The sequence below is a fragment of the Helicobacter magdeburgensis genome (assembly GCF_000765825.2).
GTDB lineage: Bacteria > Campylobacterota > Campylobacteria > Campylobacterales > Helicobacteraceae > Helicobacter_C > Helicobacter_C magdeburgensis.
In genome coordinates, this window is record NZ_JRPE02000007.1 from 1 (window position 1) to 15,962 (window position 15,962).

Consider the following 15,962-nt stretch of genomic DNA (forward strand, 5'->3'; position numbering starts at 1 on the left):
CACCACTTGCTAAGCCATTAAACCCATCAATAATATTAATCGCATTACTCACCCCAACAAGTGCAAATGTGGTAAAAAATAGACCGATAAGGTAGGGCAATGTGAATCCAAGCGATAAATCCTTCAAATACACATCAATCCACGCACACACGCCAAATGCCGCCACACACTGCATAATGAGACGCACTTTTGGAGAAAGATTCCCACTAAAGTCTTCTATTAGCCCACTTGTAAAGACAATACCACAACCAAGCAGAATGATGAGCGTTTGCGTGTTTATAGCCCAGCTCATTTGGGCAAAATACGCATACCCCACAAGCAGGGTAAAAGCACTAAAGATTCCAATCCCACCGGCACGAGGCGTGGCTTGAGTGTGGAATCTTTGAGGTTTATGCGAAGTGCCACTATCTATAAAGATTCCAAACCGCCTAGAGCCGATGATAATACCAACGCACAACACAAAGCTTATAAGAAAGCTACTCAAAGCCCAAAGAAGCATACCTGTCTCCATATCTCCCCACATTCTATCTTTAGATAAATTTTATACAACAAAATCGCGGATTCTACATAAGCTTTGCTGAATCTCTACTGCAAATCTAGAATCTACAATAAGGGCAGATTCTAAGCAAAAGCTATCAGCCTTTTCAAAAAGCTAAAAATCGTTACACAAAAAGTAAAATAAAACTTTCATTCTTATTTTATGCGTTTTTTAAGATAAGTATGATTATACTTCAGCCCGGGTTTTGACCCAAACAAACAACAAATAAGGGAGCAGAGCTATGGCTGTTAAGATTACAGATATTTGTATCGCTTGTGGTTCTTGTATTGATGAATGTCCTGTAAGTGCTATCGTTGATGATGATGATAATCCAACAGGCGAAGGCATTTACTATGTGTATTCAGACAAATGCGTAGAGTGCGTTGGGCATAATGAGCAACCTGCTTGTGCAAGTGCTTGCCCAACTGATGGCTGCATCGTGTGGAGCGAACTAGGAAGTAGCAATCGTGACAATATCGGTGCTGATATGAGAGATGGCACACACCCTGTGGTATCTTAAAATATAGAATCTCACACTTGTGGGATTCTTGCTTTACAAATCTTCTTTTAAACTTTCACTTTTTTATCTTTAAATTTAACTTGTTTTTGCTAATTTAGATTCTTAAGCTAGAATAAATCCGTTTTTAAATTTCACTTTCAAGGAGACATAATGAGGTCATTACACACATTTGGGACTTTTGCATTTGGAGCTTTTGGTTTAGGGCTATTGTTAGCAGGGTGCTTTTCTGGTGAGCCTAGCACACCACAGGATAATGGAGAGATTACACAAATTTGCAACGAGCCAAAATACACCATTGCCCTTGGTAAGATTGAGACAACAAAGGAAAATATCCTTTCAAAAAAAGATTTTCAAGCAATCTTAGATGAGAGCCTTGCAAAAAGTGGTTGCTTTAAGATTGAATCTAAAATAAGCCCAACAAGCTATACGCTTAACATCAAATATGGCTTTGAGATTCAAGAGACAAAAGAAGATACAAGTGCCATTAGCACCAAGGATAGTGCGACTTTAAAAAGCGATGTAAGCTTCACGATGACAAATAAGACAAACACGATTCAGCAAAATGCAACAAGCACATTGAAGATGAGTGAGAAAAAATATCTTGGCGTTGGCGATGAGCTAGAAATCACGCAAGATCAAAAGCAAAATGTCATTAGACGCTCACTCCGCACGATTTTTAGTAACCTTTCAAATATGCCTAGCAAATAAGCTTTAAGGATACAAATGCAGGTTACGATTATTGGTAGTGGGTATGTAGGGCTTGTGGCTGGGGCGTGTTTTGCTCAAATGGGAAATGAAGTGATTTGCCTTGATGTAGATTCTAAAAAGATAGAATCTTTAAAGCAAGGAAAAATCCCTATCTATGAGCCGGGCTTAGAAGAAATGGTGCGTGAGAATGCAAGGCTTAAAACTTTGCGTTTTAGCACGGATAAAAAGGAGGCTATCTCAAATGCGGAAGTGATTTTTATCGCTGTTGGCACACCGATGGGTGAAGATGGCAGTGCTGATTTAAGCTTTGTTAAAGCTGTGGCACAGGACATTGGCAGTCATATAGAGCGAGAATATGTCGTGGTGGTGGATAAAAGCACGGTGCCGGTGGGAACGGCTAGAGAGGTGAGAAGAATCATAGAATCTGTGTTAATTAAAAGGGGCAGGCATTCAGTTTGTCAAGGCAATTCGTCTTTGGGTAATCATAGTAGCGATTCACAAAGTGAAACGCCCACTTTAGAGGTGTTGTCGGGGTGGGGGATTGCTAAGGGGGAGGGAGCGACCTCGCCTAATTCAAGCCTCTCCCCCTTAGCTCAAAAAAAAGAAGCAGAACAAAATCCCTTTTTGCGAAAAGAAAATAATGAAAACAACGATGATTTTTTAGAATCTAACATTCATCACTCAACTAAAACACAAGACATAACCTTTGATGTCGTAAGCAACCCTGAGTTTCTTAAGGAAGGCGTTGCGATTAAAGACTTTATGAGTCCAGATAGAGTGGTTATCGGCACAGATTCTACAAGGGCATTAGAAGTGATGAAAGCCTTGTATGCACCATTTTTATTGAAAAGTGATAGGCTCATTGCTATGGGGATAGAATCTGCGGAGATGACAAAATATGCGGCAAATGCGATGCTTGCTACAAAGATTAGCTTTATCAATGAGATGAGTCAAATCTGTGAGCGTGTGGGAGCAAATATCAATGATGTGCGGCAGGGCATAGGCAGCGACTCACGCATAGGATATAGCTTTATTTACCCGGGCTGTGGGTATGGTGGGAGCTGTTTCCCTAAAGATGTAAGGGCGTTAGAAAAGAGTGCAAAAGATGTCGGCTACACGGCTAAAATTCTAAACGCAGTGCAAGAAGTCAATGAAAAGCAAAAAATGCTGTTGGTAGAAAAGATTGTTAGGCATTTTGGGGAGAACTTACAAGGGCTTAGCTTTTGTGTGTGGGGGCTTAGCTTTAAGCCAGAGACTGATGATATGCGTGAGGCAAGCTCTTTGGTGTTAATAGATGAGCTAACTAAGCGTGGGGCAACGATACAAGCCTATGACCCAAAGGCATACGAACAAGCGAGATTCTATCTCAAAGATAGGCTAGATTCTATTACATTTATGGAGAGTAAATATAGTGCGTTGCAGGGCTGTGTAGCGTTAGTGCTGCTGACTGAATGGCGGGAGTTTAGAAGTCCTGATTTTGGCGAAATAGCAAAGCTGTTAAAAGAGCCTATTATCTTTGATGGGCGAAATATTTACCAGCATTGTGGCTTAGAATCTAAGGGCTTTAAGTATTATCAAATAGGGGTTGCACAGATGGCTTAAAACATACCCATTTAATAAAAAAGCCGATTGTAAAGTTAGGATTCTATAAAAAGGAGCGTGTATGCTAAGAAGTATTGTAATTTTTATGGGTATGATAGGCTTTCTTATGGGGGTGGAGCTTGAGATACGCACCACGACAATGGGAACGGTGGGCGAGGTCAAGCAGATTCGTGTGAGTTACATTAAAGGCACAGATATTAAGCACGGGCGTGAGGCGTGGTATGATGAGAGTGGGCATTTGCTTCATCAAATGCACTATGTTAATGGACGCAAAGAAGGGCGAGAAATGCAGTATTCCGAAGATGGAGAGGTGCTGTATGATGCGAACTACAAAAACAATAAGCTAGATGGATTAGCCCAAGAGTTTTATCCGCAAAGTATTTTGAAATCAGAAATGACCTATGATGAGGGTAAAATCATCGGCAAGGCAAAGTGGTATCACCCAAATGGAGTGCTTGCTAAAGAAGCAGATTATAATGATGGAATCTTAGAGGGCAAAGTCGTAGAATACTATGATAATGGCAAGGTCTCTCGGCAATATGCCTATAAGCAGGGCAAGATTGAGGGGGTAAGTCGTGGATTTTTTAAAAGTGGTAAAATTGCCGAGATGGTAAATTACCGAGATGGAAAGAAAAATGGCGATATGAAGCAGTATGATGAGAATGGGCTGGTGCGTGCAGAGGCGAGTTTTGAAAATGATGAGAAAGTCGGCAAAGAGCGAACCTTTGATGAAAATGGCAGTCTTGTAACGCAGCGTATTTACAGCACAGGCTCTCCCAAAAAAGTGGAAGTCAGCTGGTTTTATCCCAATGGCAAACTCAAGCTTGAAATGCTCTATGAAAATAATCAAGCTATATGGCAGAAAGAATACAACCAAAAAGGCGAAATCACCTCAAAGCTAGACTGCCAAGCACAAAATTGTCTCCCGGGCTTGAGCGAAGCAAGGACACAGGGGGATTAGTTTTTAGATTCTATTTTCACATTACATTACTTTGAAGCTTTAAGGACTGTCTAGCCTAGCATTTTTACAAGGCAAACTTACAAGCCTTGAATCTCTAAAACAAGAGCTGTTTTTCCACACCTGTCAATTAGCCAAACGCCAAGCTACCTTCAACCGCACACAATTCCCTAAAATCACACTTTTACCTAAACAAGATTTACAAAAAGAGATTTATAAAAGGCTTTAGCTTTGCTGAAAGTGTAAGTTCTAGGCTGAATGCGTGGAGTTTGGGTCTATGGACTTAATAAGCTCTAAAATCTCCTTGTGATATAGCTCCTGTTGAGCGAGATTCTCACGCATTTTAAATCCCGCTTCTATAATCGCGTATAACTCCGGCTTTGTTGTCCTCCACCGCTGCAATGTGCGTGTCGTGATACGCAAGATTCTAGCTTTGTCTTGTTGGGTGTATTTCATTTAGGTTTCTCGCAAAATTAAGCTTTTTAGGGGAATTACACACTACTTTGACTTGATATACAATTATGACAATAAGTCGTTTATATATAAAAAATTAAGAAAATATATCGTATAGTTGTATTTTTAATTTTCAAAACAAGGGGGAAAAAATGAAAAAGGTATTTATTACTGGACTCTTAGTTTTTATTATGAATGGCTGTGCGATTTTAAAGCCAACACAGGTAAATAAATTGCAAGATACAAGTATGTATAGGTATGCCATTGTGGGACAAACACAAACATTGACTTCAGGAAGTGGAGCTGTTTATATGGGGTATGGCACAGGTGGAGGTTTTGGTGCTTCTAGTTCAAAAAGTATAAATCCTGCAGATGTGATTTCTGGAATCTTAATGAAAAAAGGCTTTGTTATTTTAAGTAGTCCTAATGACAAACCGACACTTCTTGTTCAGTATGGGCAGGGTGATAAGCGAAATGTATTGGGAGGGCTAGGAGGATATACTTTGAGTGTTACTATTCAAATGTTAGATTCAAAAACACACGATTTAGTTTTTACTTGTAGTGCAGAGGGGCAGGGGGATACTGAAGCTGATGATGTGCGTCAAGCCATAGAACGATGTCTTAAAGATTTTTAAAGTTTATAATTTTATTTGGTTTTTGATGTTTTATTAAGTAAATTGATTAGATTCTAAGCTTTTTCATCACTTAAACTTTCCTGCAACTTATACTTTATCTCCGCCATTTGCCAATCATCTAGCGTATCAATGTCTTGGACTTGATAGCTTTTTAGGATAATAGCATAAGAATGCGGGGCAAAGATAGGCAGAGCTTCCTGCCACGCCCCCACTCTGCCAAAGTAGAACTGCCCCGCATCGTGATAGACTTGCTCCAAGTCTTGGGAGCGTTTAGCATAATGGGCTGGAAAAAGCATAGCAATCTCGCCGTTTTTAAAGCAAAAGCTACGATATGGCGTGTAGTCATACGCCACAGCAGCGAAACTAAAAAGATAGGCAGAATCCTGCAGGGCGAGATAGCCTAGATTCAGACTCTTAGCACTTAGCAGTGGGGCGGTAGGGTAGATGACACAAAGCAGGTCATCTTGGCTAAGATTTAGCATATCTATGGCGTGATTTGCCACATCAGCAGTTGGCGTGAAGTCATCGCTTAAATGCGTTGGACGCATAAAGGGGACTTTTGCTCCATAATCAAGGGCAATTTGAGCGATAATGTGAGAATCTGTACTGACAATGACTTCATCAAAAAGCTTAGATTCTAATGCGGTGGCTATGGGGTAGGCGATGATAGGTTTGCCACAAAAATCTTTGATATTTTTATTTGGGATTCTTTTACTCCCGCCTCGTGCGGGGATAAGGGCTACTTTTCTCATTTTCACTACCTTTCCTTTTTGTGGTGTTGCCCTTGTGAAAAGGGATAAGATTTTAAAGCTTAGATTCTAACAGGGCTTCGCTTCGCTTAGAATGCTTTACTCAAAATGGATATAACGATTCTATACCATCGCTAATGGGCTTTTTGCGGTTGGTATCGCTGATGGGTCCTGCTGATGTGTAGGCGATTTTGGCATTGGCGATGTGTTTGCTTTGCACGACATTATCTTTGCTTATATCAAATGATCGCACTACGCCGCTTAATTCTAGAATCTGCTTTTCGCCATCTACTAGCACTTCGCGTCTGCCATGGATAAAGTAGGTGTTATTATCTAAGACTTTGATGATTCTTGCTGTGAGTGTGGCATTTAGGGCTTCATTACGCGTTTGTGCGCCTCCACCTTGGAAGTTTGAAGTGTTGTTTGCCTTTGTGAGATTGTAGGCAGCTTGGTCGTTTAGCTCTTGGACTATTTGCTTTTGCTCTTCGTTATTGCCTGTGTATTCAATGGCTGGGGGTTTTACATTCCCGCCACTTGCACCATTATAGTTTTTGTTTGTAGTGAAGTTGGCATTAGCATTTTCATTAATCACAATCGTAATGAGATCATCTGGCTTCATTGCGCGTCTATCAGAAAATAGCGGTCTATCCCCACTGCCAAAAAGGCTTCCTGCTTTGGGTAATTCTGGGACATCATTATCCGCAGATTCTCGCTCTTCTACCCAGTCTGGCGCGTTAAAGTCAATGCTAGGCTCAAAGGCTAAGGCTTTATTTGAAAAAAGGGCGATGGAAAGAATTAAGATTCCAAGGAGCGACATTCCTAAACTTCGTGTAAGCATTTACAATCCTTTGTAGTGTCTTTGCGGGGTTTTAAGCAAAGGGCATTCCTAAAAATAGAATCTGCATTTGTAGAATCTCAAGCAGTGGCAAAGCACGACTTTGCCACACATAAAATCAATGTAAGTGCGAAGCATAACCTTGAAAGCGTCATCGGGTGGGGGATTTTTAAGGGGGAGGGGTGATTTCGCGTGTAGCGAAGCAAATCCACACTTGCAAATTCAAACCCCTCCCCCTTAAAGAAAAAATAAGAAGCACTCAAAGATTCTAAAAAATAGAGATGCTTGCTGTGTTGAGTATGATAAGGTGGTAGAATCTATTTGAGATTCTAGGCTTTTAAGAATCTAAACTGCTATAATGCCACATTTAAAGGAGTGTGATTTTATGAGTGCAAATCTCACACAGGGCATTTTGGCTATGCTGTTTTCATCTTTGCTTTTTGCGTTAATGGGTGCGGAGGCTAAGATTCTCTCTCTTACTCTGCCATCTATGGAAGTGGCGTTTTTCCGCTCATTTTTAATGGTGCTGTTTTTGCTGCCGCTGTGTTTGAGTAAGCCTATGAAAAAGCCTAGTCATAAAAAAGGCGGCTATGTGTTTTTGCTCTCCCGCTCAATCGCTGGGGGTTTAAGCTTTGTGGCACTTTTTTATAATATTGCGACTATTTCACTTGGCAATGCCACAGCCTTTAGTCAAAGTATGCCTTTATATGTGGTGTTGCTGTCTTTTTTATTTTTGGGGGAAAAGTTTCATTTAGGCGTGGTGTTTTCTACGATTATAGGCTTTTGTGGAATCTTGCTGATTTGCAATCCAAATTTTAATGCAATGGGGCTAGAAAATGTTATTTTTGGTATCTCAAGTGCGTTATTTATGGCAGTGGCGTTTTTAAATCTTAGGGCATTAAAGGATTATTTTAGCTCGTGGGTGCCTGTATTTGCCACAGGCGTGGCGATGAGTGTCATTACACTTATTGTAAGTGTGGCTCAAATCCCGCTTTTTGCGCAATCTTGGGCTATGCCACAAGGGATAGATTGGCTACATATTATTCTACTTGGGCTGTTTGGGACACTAGGGCAGCATTATCTCACAAAGGCGTATATGTCCGCTCCTGCTGGTATTGTCGCACCTATTGATTATATGCGTTTGGTTTTTAGCGTGATTCTTGGTGTGTTGCTAGGGGATAATTTACCAAATCTTGCTACAAGCTTTGGCATAATGCTTATTATACTCTCTGGCATTGGTGTTGGACTGCCTCCATTGCTTGCGGATATGAAAAGGCTTTTGCGTTCTAAAAACACTAAAAACATTCAATAAAAGGGGAAGTAATGCAACATATTTATGATAAGGTCTTAGAAGCAAGGCAAAGGCTGCAAGGCGTGATAGCTCACACTCCGCTAAGTTACGCACCTGTGCTTTCACAGCTATCTTTAAGCGAGATTTATCTCAAAAAAGAGAATCTCCAGCTTACTGGTGCATTTAAGATTCGCGGGGCGTTTAATAAAATCGCTTCATTAGTGGAATCTAGCAAGGCAGTATCTTATAAGGAAGGGCAGATTCAAGGTGTGATTGCCGCAAGTGCTGGGAATCACGCTCAAGGCGTGGCATATAGTGCTAGGCATTTTGGGATTCAATCTGTGATTGTAATGCCTGAGGCTACACCATTACTCAAAGTGAGTGCGACTAAGGCATTGGGGGCGGAAGTGGTGCTGTGTGGGGATAACTATGATGAGGCGTTTGAAAGGGCGTTGCAGATAGCAAAAGAGCGGGATTTGGTGTTTATCCACCCTTTTGCCGATGAGCTTGTGATTGCTGGGCAAGGCAGCATAGGGCTTGAGATATTAGAAGAGAAAGATGACATAGATGTGGTTGTTGTGCCTATTGGCGGAGGTGGGCTTCTTGGGGGTATTGGCAGTGTGATAAAGACACTAAAGCCTAGTGTGCGAGTTATTGGCGTGGTGGCAAGTGGAGCGGACGCGATGAAAAGGTCATTTGCAAGTGGGAAAATTGAGAGAGTAGAATCTGTGCGGAGTATTGCTGATGGGATAGCTGTGCGTGATGTGAATGCGGAGAATTTTGCGTTATTACAGCAATGCGTAGATGAGATAGTGAGCGTAGATGATGAAGAGATTGCTAATGCGATTTTATTTTTGCTTGAAAAGCAAAAGCTTGTCGTGGAGGGGGCTGGGGCGGCAAGTGTAGCGAGTGTCTTACATAAGAAATTTAGTTTTAGTCAAAGCGATAAAATTGCTTTAGTGCTAAGTGGAGGGAATATTGATATTACAATGCTCAATGTCATCATTGAAAAAGGTTTGCTTAAATCAAATCGCAAAATGAAGCTTGAAGTCGTGCTGATTGATAAGCCCGGGAGTTTGCAGGGGCTAACGGATATTTTAAGCAAGGTTGGGGCAAATATCGTGCAGATTGAATACGATAGGACTTCAGTAATGCTAAAATATGGCGATGCATTGGTAACAATGGCGTTAGAAACAAAGGGGCAAGAGCATAAGGAGCAAATCCGTCAAAGCCTTACAAACTATGGATATTTTTTTAATGAGATTAACTAAAAGGCATTTAGATAGACTATGCTAAAAGATATGTGGGATATATATAGGACTTCAAATCTCCGCACAAATGTGCTGTTTTGCTTGATTCTAGGAATTAATGTTGGGCTGTTGCTGTTTGTTTGTGGGGATTTGAGTATTCATCATAGGGAAGCTGCAGGAGTGTTTTACTCACAAGATTTACTTTTTGTGGTGGTGCGGTTTTTCCTTGATACTTTTGGGTGGAATGACTATGCCTTGCGTTTGCCTTTGATACTTTTACATATAGGTAATATGTTTTTGTTGTATAGAATCTCAAGGCTTTATCTTAAAAAGCCACGCGATAGCTTGATTGTAGTGCTTGTGTATGCTTTATTGCCCGGGGTAATGTTGAGTGCTTTGCTTATGCTAAAGAGCGGGTTTATCATCTTTGTAACGCTTTTGTGCTGTTATTATCAAATGCGTTTTAAGAGAATGCCTTATGTGATGATGTTTGTAGCGGTATTTTTAGATGGCAGTTTTGCGGTTTTATTTTTTGCTTTGTTTTTTTATACATTAAGGAATAAAAATACGCTTGGTATGTTTATCACACTTGTATTTTTTGCATTAAATATGTATATATTTGGGCTTGATGTTTCAGGCTCACCACGCAATTATTTTCTGCAGAATCTTGGCAAAATGGCGTTGTATTTTTCGCCATTGCTTTTAGTGTATTATTTTTACACGATTGTTAATGCGTTAAAAAAGCAAAACAATATTCTTGTGGATATTGGAGCGACTTCTATGTTTTTTGTGATGTTGCTTTCATTGCGGCAAGATGTGGATTTGGAGAGTTTGTTTCCTATGAGTGTGGTGGCATTGCCTGTGGCGATACGACACTTTTTTGCTGATATGAGAGTGCGTTTGCCAAATTTTAGGGCAGTGTATGTGCGGCGGTTTTTGGTGATTTTTGCATTATTGTGTATGCAAAGTTTGGTGTTGTATGGCAACAAGGTGTTGTATCTTTTTGGGGTGAAAAATCACTTTGCAAGTTCATATTACATAAGCAAAGATGTGGCAAATGCGCTTCAATCTCGTGGAATAGAATCTATCAAAGTGAGTGATTCTAGGCTAGAGTTGGCATTGCGATTTTATGGTATCAAAAGTGGGGAAAGCCCCTATTTGCTGCCTATTACTGATTTGAATGAAAGCTATGTAGATGAGATTGATATTGTATATTTGGGTAAAAAGGTGGTGGGCTTTGTGATTGTGCCAACTCCTTCTAGCAAACCTTTAAGCACAACACAAGCTCATAAAAATAAGCAGATAGATAAAGCTAAAAATCCCAAAACACCATAGACTACAATGAAGCTTTTTGAATTTCTTATCGCTCTATCACTTATGCTTATGCTCTTTTCATTCCCTTCTATCAAGGCAAATCATAGCCTTGAGAGTGCATATAAAAGCCTTGCTACACATATTAGAGCCACGCAGCTTACCGCTTTGAGTGATGATGTTGTTTTGACACAGCTTGAATCTGCTAGAGATTTGCTCAAATTCTATCCTTCTATCAACGCCTTGGCATTAATGCAGCAACATCATAATGCGATGTGGCAGATACAATTTCATCTAGGCAGAATCTACACAACTTTCAGTTATAGCATATATGCTGACACGCCACGACACGCTATAAACACAAACTTTGATAGCCGTCCAATGGCGGGAGATATGATTTTAAAAAATATGGATAGAAAATGCTTGAGTGCGTATAATAATACAAATACCGCACAGGAATGTAAGAATAACGCACAAGCAGAGGTGCGTTTGGGTGAGTATTTTGGAATAGAGCAGATGTTTTTAGAATCTGATAGGTTTTGTAAGGAAAATGGTGGAGGGAGAATCTACTTTGACAGGTTAGGTGTGCCATATTGCGGCAAGATTCCAACGCCTTTGCAACAGCCATTTAAAATCACACTACAAAAGGGCAAATATACCAAAAGTCTTTGTGTTATGCCAAAAAATGGAATTATTAGGGAGTGCTAAAGCAATGTGAAAAGGTGGTGGACGCGCAGAGGATCGAACTCTGGACCCACTGATTAAGAGTCAGTTGCTCTACCAGCTGAGCTACGCGTCCTTATAAAAAAAGTGCTTCCAAATTTTTGGAAGTGGGGATTATACAAAAATGAATTTTAGTTTTTGATTAAAGTTTTGAAACAGAGCTTTGAATTTGGTTTGAATCTAGGCTCACAACCCCTGACATTTTGAGCATTTAACAAAAAGTCGCATATCGTGGCTAATGAGCTTTGCACCAAATTGTTTAGCAATGTCAAGCTGTAAGCGTTCAATCTCATCATCAACAAACTCCACAATATCCCCACAAGTAAGGCAAATGATATGATCGTGATGTTCCTTTGCGGCGATTTCATAGCGTCTGCCACTTTTATCCGCTTCAAGTGCGGTGATGAAGTTTTCCTTTTCAAGAAAGCTTAGGATTCTATACACAGATGAGATACTTGCATTTTTATCTGTAGTTTTAATGATGTTTGTAATTTCTTCTGGGCTTAGGTGTGTGCCACTTTTGTATAAAACAGCGATGATTTCTTCGCGTTGCTTGGAGTTTTTCAAGCCATTTTTTTTAATAGAGCTTCGCAGTCGCTCAAGGATAGAATCTAGTGTTTCCACGCGGTGATTGGCATTCATATCATTGCTCCTTGATTTGGTTTTATCTCAAGATCATTGTTTGATGAGATTCTTATTTTGCTTGGTATTATAGCAATAAAATGCATAAAAATGCAAATGAGAAATCTTCTCATTAAATTCAAATTTGTGCATTTTTTTAACAAAATGATAAGCGAATGGAATTTTGAATCCATAACTTCTATGAATTTGATATTAAATTTATGTGAAAAATGGCACAATACTTGCCGATTTTATTAAAAAACAAGCAAAGGAGCATTGAATGTTTGGTTCTAGCAAGGCATTACAGCGACAAATAATGGAGAAAGATGCACATATTGCACATCTTACAAAGGAGCTTGAGATTTATAAGACACTCGTTGGATTTTCTCAAGTGGAGGCTATTATTGGACTTAAAGGGGGTGAGATCATCTATCAAAATGATGTCGCCAAAAAGTTGGAGCGTATAGAAGGTCTTATTCCGCAACTTAATGAAAGTGTGAGTAGTGTTAGCTGTGTCCGCCACGACTACAGCGTAACAAGCACACGCGTGGAAGATGTGGTGTATTATTCTATCGTTCCGCTTGATCATCTTACAAACAATACCACAGGCACTAATCTTTTTGAAGTCTATACAAAAAGCTTGAAAACGGGTGTAACCGAAACACAAACTTCATTGCAAAATGTCCTTACAGAATCAAATGGTGTGGCTGAATATTCTATCAAGGCAGCTGAATCTGCTGAAGATGGCTTGGGTATGAGTGCACAAGCACTAGATCAAATTGAAATATTGTATGAAAAAATGCAAGTGGCTTCTGGGCTTGTAGATTCTCTCACACAAAGAAGCAATGAGATTACAAGTGTTATCTCACTGATTGATGACATAGCAGAGCAAACAAACCTTTTGGCACTCAATGCTGCTATTGAAGCGGCTCGTGCTGGAGAACACGGAAGAGGCTTTGCGGTTGTGGCTGATGAGGTGAGAAAACTCGCTGAAAAAACACAAAAAGCGACAAAAGAAATTGCCGTTGTTGTTAAATCAATGCAACAAGAGGCAAATGATATTCAAACAAGCACAGAAGAAACAAATGAAGCCACAAGCAATGTGCGAGAAGGGATAATGAAACTTCACGGCATTGTGAATAACCTAAAACTTGGCAGTCTCATCACAAAACACAGCACATTTAATCTAAGCAATAGAATCTTCTGCGTTCTAGCTAAGCTTGATCACGTTGTATTTAAAAATAATCTTTACTCTTATATCTTTGGCTTGGCAGATAGCTTTAATTGTGTGGATCACCACAATTGCCGCTTGGGTAAATGGTATTTTGAAGGCGATGGTAAGGCTGTATTTGCTAATACGCAAGGTTACAAGGCTCTTGATGCTTTCCACGCAGGCGTGCATACGGAGGCGATTACATTAGCACAAGCTTTCGCCGATGAAAAACAATCTTGCCCTAAAAAGCTTATTGATACTAAGATTCTAGCGATGGAGCAAAGCTCTGATGGCGTTATGAAATCTATTGTGGATATGTATAATGAAAAACGCGAAGAAGTGCTAGGCGATATAAAACGCTTAGAAAGTGAAATGATACAGGCTGAACGCCCTCGTGCTGCTTTGTCAGGCACAGAATCTTCTGTTGAGCCACAAGCACAAGAGGCTTAAGATTTTTGAGATTCCTAGAGAGTGTAGAAGTTGATGTGGCGTAGAATCAAAGTTGGGGCTTTTGTCGTATCTATTGTATTGGGAGTGGGTATAGGTGCGTATCTTATCAAGCTTTTTTATGAGGTGGAAACTGAAGTAAGTAAGATTAAGGAATACCGCTTTGCCCTTGCTTCACAGATTGTTGATCGCAAAGATAGGCTTATTGCGAATATTTTCACTGATGAAAATTTTAGATTCTATGCTACATTTGATGAGATTCCCCCACGCGTTATAGAATCTCTTCTTGCAGTGGAGGATACATTATTCTTTGAGCATATCGGCATTAATCCCGATGCAATTTCTCGTGCTATGCTTAAGAATATTAAAAGTATGCGTTATGTTGAGGGGGGAAGCACACTCACCCAGCAGCTTATTAAAAATATTGCTTTAAGTCCGGAAAAAACGCTTAAGAGAAAGCTTACAGAAGCAATGCTTGCTATCCATATTGAGCGACATTTGAGCAAGGAGAAAATTCTAGAGCTTTATCTTAATCGCATTTCATTTGGACACGGCTATCACGGCATTAAAACGGCGGCTTTGGGGTATTTTCACAAGACTCTGCACGAACTAAGTTTAAAAGAAATTTGTATGCTTGTGGGACTGCCAAAAGCCCCAAGCTTTTATGATCCCACAAAAAATAAAGATTATTCTATGTCAAGGGCGAATGATATTATTGATAGATTATATGACATTGGTTGGATTTCAAAAGAAGAGCACGACAACGCCATAAATGAAGTGCCAGATGTGTATAATGAAACGCTTACACAAAATGTTGCTCCTTATGTTGTTGATGAAGTGTTGCGTGAGCTAGGCCATATTGAGGATTTAAAAACGGGTGGATATTATATTAAGCTTAAAGTTGATTTGGATTATCAGTTAGCTGCACAAGAAGCAGTTGCGTATGGGTATGAAGAGATCAATAAACGCTTGAAGGAGCGATATCCTAAAATTTACAATGATGAAACAATGGACGAAAACGATACGCTTAATGGGGCGATGGTGGTTACAGATACGCACACAGGCGATATTTTGGCGATGGTTGGCGGGGTGAATTATGCGAAGCAAAAGTTTAATCGTGCCACACAAGCTAAAAGGCAAATTGGTAGTTCTGTAAAGCCTTTTATCTACCAAGCGGCTTTTGATAAAGGAGATTCTCCAGCAACTTTTATCCCTGATGTGCCGCGTAAATTTGCCACAAAAGGTGCGGCTGAAGCAGCAGCTGAAGGGACAAAAGAGACAGAATCTGAAGAGTGGCGACCGAGCAATTATTCAAGTAAGTTTAATGGATTTATGACGCTTAAAGATGCTTTGCGGACTTCAAGCAACCTTGCTACGATTAATCTTGTGGATCAAAATCTTGGTTTTAGCAAACTCTATCAAGCCTTAAAACGCGATGGTTTTGACGATCTCCCTGAAAATATGTCTATTGTGCTTGGGAGCTTTGAGTTGTCTTTGGTTGAAGTGGCAGAGCAGTATTCAATGTTTTCAAACTATGGCACGATTTTAAAGCCCACACTCATAGAATCTGTGATTAATAAAAGCGGAGAGAGTATTTATAGCTCACCTACACAATCTCGCCATATCACTACCGCACAGCAAGCGTTTTTGACTATTGATATTTTGCGTGATGTGGTCAATCGTGGCACGGGCTTTAGAGCGAGAGTTAAAGGTATTGAAGTTGCTGGGAAAACCGGCACTTCAAATCGTAATATTGATGGGTGGTTTTGTGGATTTACCCCCGATGTTCAAGCTATTGTGTGGTATGGACGCGATGATAACACACCTATTGGTCCAACAGAATCTGGCGGTATCGTCTCTCCCCCAGCTTTTGCTTACTTTTTCTCTAAGGTGCTAACATTTGATCCGGGCACTTCAAGGAAGTTTAAAGTGCCAGAAGGAGTAAAGCTAAAAACCCTTGATTATGGGGATTTTTACTACACTGAAAACTCTCCATTGCCAAGTAAAAAGCCAATGGCAGTTGATATTGAAGAGGAGCTTTTGTTTTAGGGATTAAATCCATTTTTTACCTAAAACTAGCTACAATACCTTAAAAAATTACAAAGGAT

The 15,962-nt window shown here is 40.1% G+C and carries 16 protein-coding genes, 1 tRNA gene and 1 pseudogene; 12 read left to right on the plus strand and 6 right to left on the minus strand.

The genetic code is table 11. The annotated features are described in order from the left end of the window. Positions 1 to 499: pseudogene (locus tag LS74_RS05580) on the minus strand (glycosyltransferase family 4 protein); the annotation flags it as partial. Between the two features lie 280 nt (positions 500 to 779). On the opposite strand from LS74_RS05580, the gene LS74_RS05585 reads away from it, so the two are divergent. The 4 genes from LS74_RS05585 to LS74_RS05600 all read left to right on the plus strand — a co-directional run bounded on the left by LS74_RS05585 (position 780) and on the right by LS74_RS05600 (position 4,329). After that, positions 780 to 1,058 carry a DUF362 domain-containing protein gene (locus tag LS74_RS05585; protein ID WP_002955648.1) on the plus strand — a complete coding sequence of 93 codons (279 nt, stop codon included), beginning with the start codon at positions 780 to 782 and terminating at the stop codon, positions 1,056 to 1,058. 150 nt (positions 1,059 to 1,208) lie between these two features. Further along, positions 1,209 to 1,766, plus strand: a complete 558-nt coding sequence (locus tag LS74_RS05590) for a hypothetical protein (protein ID WP_034585912.1) — start codon at positions 1,209 to 1,211, stop codon at positions 1,764 to 1,766. A gap of 15 nt (positions 1,767 to 1,781) precedes the next feature. Beyond that, positions 1,782 to 3,368, plus strand: coding sequence for a UDP-glucose dehydrogenase family protein (locus tag LS74_RS05595; protein ID WP_034585915.1), 1,587 nt, complete (start codon positions 1,782 to 1,784; stop codon positions 3,366 to 3,368). Between the two features lie 61 nt (positions 3,369 to 3,429). Beyond that, a complete protein-coding gene (locus LS74_RS05600) occupies positions 3,430 to 4,329 on the plus strand; it encodes a toxin-antitoxin system YwqK family antitoxin (protein WP_034585918.1) in 900 nt (299 codons plus the stop codon). 246 nt (positions 4,330 to 4,575) lie between these two features. Here the strand turns inward: LS74_RS05600 and LS74_RS05610 are convergent, their stop codons facing one another. Beyond that, positions 4,576 to 4,782, minus strand: a complete 207-nt coding sequence (locus tag LS74_RS05610; RefSeq protein ID WP_084584215.1) for a hypothetical protein — start codon at positions 4,780 to 4,782, stop codon at positions 4,576 to 4,578. 149 nt (positions 4,783 to 4,931) lie between these two features. On the opposite strand from LS74_RS05610, the gene LS74_RS05615 reads away from it, so the two are divergent. After that, positions 4,932 to 5,414: a DUF4136 domain-containing protein gene (locus tag LS74_RS05615; protein WP_002955747.1), complete on the plus strand. Its 483-nt coding sequence runs from the start codon at positions 4,932 to 4,934 to the stop codon at positions 5,412 to 5,414. 53 nt (positions 5,415 to 5,467) lie between these two features. Here LS74_RS05615 and pseF read toward each other — a convergent pair whose 3' ends face one another. Both pseF and flgH read right to left on the minus strand, forming a co-directional pair. After that, positions 5,468 to 6,166 (minus strand): pseudaminic acid cytidylyltransferase, encoded by a 699-nt coding sequence (gene pseF, locus LS74_RS05620; protein WP_002955746.1) that lies wholly within the window; start codon positions 6,164 to 6,166, stop codon positions 5,468 to 5,470. Positions 6,167 to 6,266: 100 nt separating this feature from the next. Next, positions 6,267 to 6,980: a flagellar basal body L-ring protein FlgH gene (flgH, locus tag LS74_RS05625; RefSeq protein ID WP_201274713.1), complete on the minus strand. Its 714-nt coding sequence runs from the start codon at positions 6,978 to 6,980 to the stop codon at positions 6,267 to 6,269. 42 nt (positions 6,981 to 7,022) lie between these two features. On the opposite strand from flgH, the gene LS74_RS10890 reads away from it, so the two are divergent. The 5 genes from LS74_RS10890 (at position 7,023) to LS74_RS05645 (ending at position 11,558) form a co-directional block, all read left to right on the plus strand. Beyond that, positions 7,023 to 7,184 carry a hypothetical protein gene (locus LS74_RS10890; protein WP_167480467.1) on the plus strand — a complete coding sequence of 54 codons (162 nt, stop codon included), beginning with the start codon at positions 7,023 to 7,025 and terminating at the stop codon, positions 7,182 to 7,184. A 199-nt stretch (positions 7,185 to 7,383) separates the two neighbouring features. Then, positions 7,384 to 8,310: a DMT family transporter gene (locus LS74_RS05630; RefSeq protein ID WP_034585921.1), complete on the plus strand. Its 927-nt coding sequence runs from the start codon at positions 7,384 to 7,386 to the stop codon at positions 8,308 to 8,310. Between the two features lie 11 nt (positions 8,311 to 8,321). Continuing rightward, positions 8,322 to 9,560 carry a threonine ammonia-lyase gene (gene ilvA, locus LS74_RS05635; protein WP_034585923.1) on the plus strand — a complete coding sequence of 413 codons (1,239 nt, stop codon included), beginning with the start codon at positions 8,322 to 8,324 and terminating at the stop codon, positions 9,558 to 9,560. A gap of 18 nt (positions 9,561 to 9,578) precedes the next feature. Next, positions 9,579 to 10,874 (plus strand): hypothetical protein, encoded by a 1,296-nt coding sequence (locus tag LS74_RS05640; RefSeq protein WP_034585925.1) that lies wholly within the window; start codon positions 9,579 to 9,581, stop codon positions 10,872 to 10,874. A 6-nt stretch (positions 10,875 to 10,880) separates the two neighbouring features. Further along, on the plus strand, positions 10,881 to 11,558 hold the full coding sequence (locus LS74_RS05645; protein WP_034585927.1) for a hypothetical protein: 678 nt from the start codon (positions 10,881 to 10,883) through the stop codon (positions 11,556 to 11,558). 15 nt (positions 11,559 to 11,573) lie between these two features. Here the strand turns inward: LS74_RS05645 and LS74_RS05650 are convergent. Together LS74_RS05650 and fur are read right to left on the minus strand one after the other, a co-directional pair. Continuing rightward, a tRNA-Lys gene (locus tag LS74_RS05650) sits at positions 11,574 to 11,649 on the minus strand. Positions 11,650 to 11,759: 110 nt separating this feature from the next. Further along, positions 11,760 to 12,215 carry a ferric iron uptake transcriptional regulator gene (fur, locus tag LS74_RS05655; protein WP_034585930.1) on the minus strand — a complete coding sequence of 152 codons (456 nt, stop codon included), beginning with the start codon at positions 12,213 to 12,215 and terminating at the stop codon, positions 11,760 to 11,762. Positions 12,216 to 12,474: 259 nt separating this feature from the next. On the opposite strand from fur, the gene LS74_RS11665 reads away from it, so the two are divergent. After that, the gene (locus LS74_RS11665) at positions 12,475 to 13,857 is read left to right on the plus strand and encodes a methyl-accepting chemotaxis protein (protein WP_034585933.1); all 1,383 of its coding nucleotides are present in this window, start codon (positions 12,475 to 12,477) and stop codon (positions 13,855 to 13,857) included. 33 nt (positions 13,858 to 13,890) lie between these two features. Then, positions 13,891 to 15,903: a transglycosylase domain-containing protein gene (locus tag LS74_RS05665; protein ID WP_034585936.1), complete on the plus strand. Its 2,013-nt coding sequence runs from the start codon at positions 13,891 to 13,893 to the stop codon at positions 15,901 to 15,903. Positions 15,904 to 15,962: the final 59 nt, after the last annotated feature.

Bases quoted from the DNA above. Each gene is read 5' to 3' on its own strand.
- LS74_RS05610 (WP_084584215.1), bottom strand. From the start codon at position 4,782: ATGAAATACACCCAACAAGACAAAGCTAGAATCTTGCGTATCACGACA.
- ilvA (WP_034585923.1), top strand. From the start codon at position 8,322: ATGCAACATATTTATGATAAGGTCTTAGAAGCAAGGCAAAGGCTGCAA.
- fur (WP_034585930.1), bottom strand. From the start codon at position 12,215: ATGAATGCCAATCACCGCGTGGAAACACTAGATTCTATCCTTGAGCGA.
- LS74_RS05645 (WP_034585927.1), top strand. From the start codon at position 10,881: ATGAAGCTTTTTGAATTTCTTATCGCTCTATCACTTATGCTTATGCTC.
- LS74_RS05590 (WP_034585912.1), top strand. From the start codon at position 1,209: ATGAGGTCATTACACACATTTGGGACTTTTGCATTTGGAGCTTTTGGT.
- LS74_RS05615 (WP_002955747.1), top strand. From the start codon at position 4,932: ATGAAAAAGGTATTTATTACTGGACTCTTAGTTTTTATTATGAATGGC.
- LS74_RS05665 (WP_034585936.1), top strand. From the start codon at position 13,891: ATGTGGCGTAGAATCAAAGTTGGGGCTTTTGTCGTATCTATTGTATTG.
- LS74_RS05630 (WP_034585921.1), top strand. From the start codon at position 7,384: ATGAGTGCAAATCTCACACAGGGCATTTTGGCTATGCTGTTTTCATCT.
- pseF (WP_002955746.1), bottom strand. From the start codon at position 6,166: ATGAGAAAAGTAGCCCTTATCCCCGCACGAGGCGGGAGTAAAAGAATC.
- flgH (WP_201274713.1), bottom strand. From the start codon at position 6,980: ATGTCGCTCCTTGGAATCTTAATTCTTTCCATCGCCCTTTTTTCAAAT.
- LS74_RS05600 (WP_034585918.1), top strand. From the start codon at position 3,430: ATGCTAAGAAGTATTGTAATTTTTATGGGTATGATAGGCTTTCTTATG.
- LS74_RS05595 (WP_034585915.1), top strand. From the start codon at position 1,782: ATGCAGGTTACGATTATTGGTAGTGGGTATGTAGGGCTTGTGGCTGGG.
- LS74_RS11665 (WP_034585933.1), top strand. From the start codon at position 12,475: ATGTTTGGTTCTAGCAAGGCATTACAGCGACAAATAATGGAGAAAGAT.
- LS74_RS05585 (WP_002955648.1), top strand. From the start codon at position 780: ATGGCTGTTAAGATTACAGATATTTGTATCGCTTGTGGTTCTTGTATT.
- LS74_RS05640 (WP_034585925.1), top strand. From the start codon at position 9,579: ATGCTAAAAGATATGTGGGATATATATAGGACTTCAAATCTCCGCACA.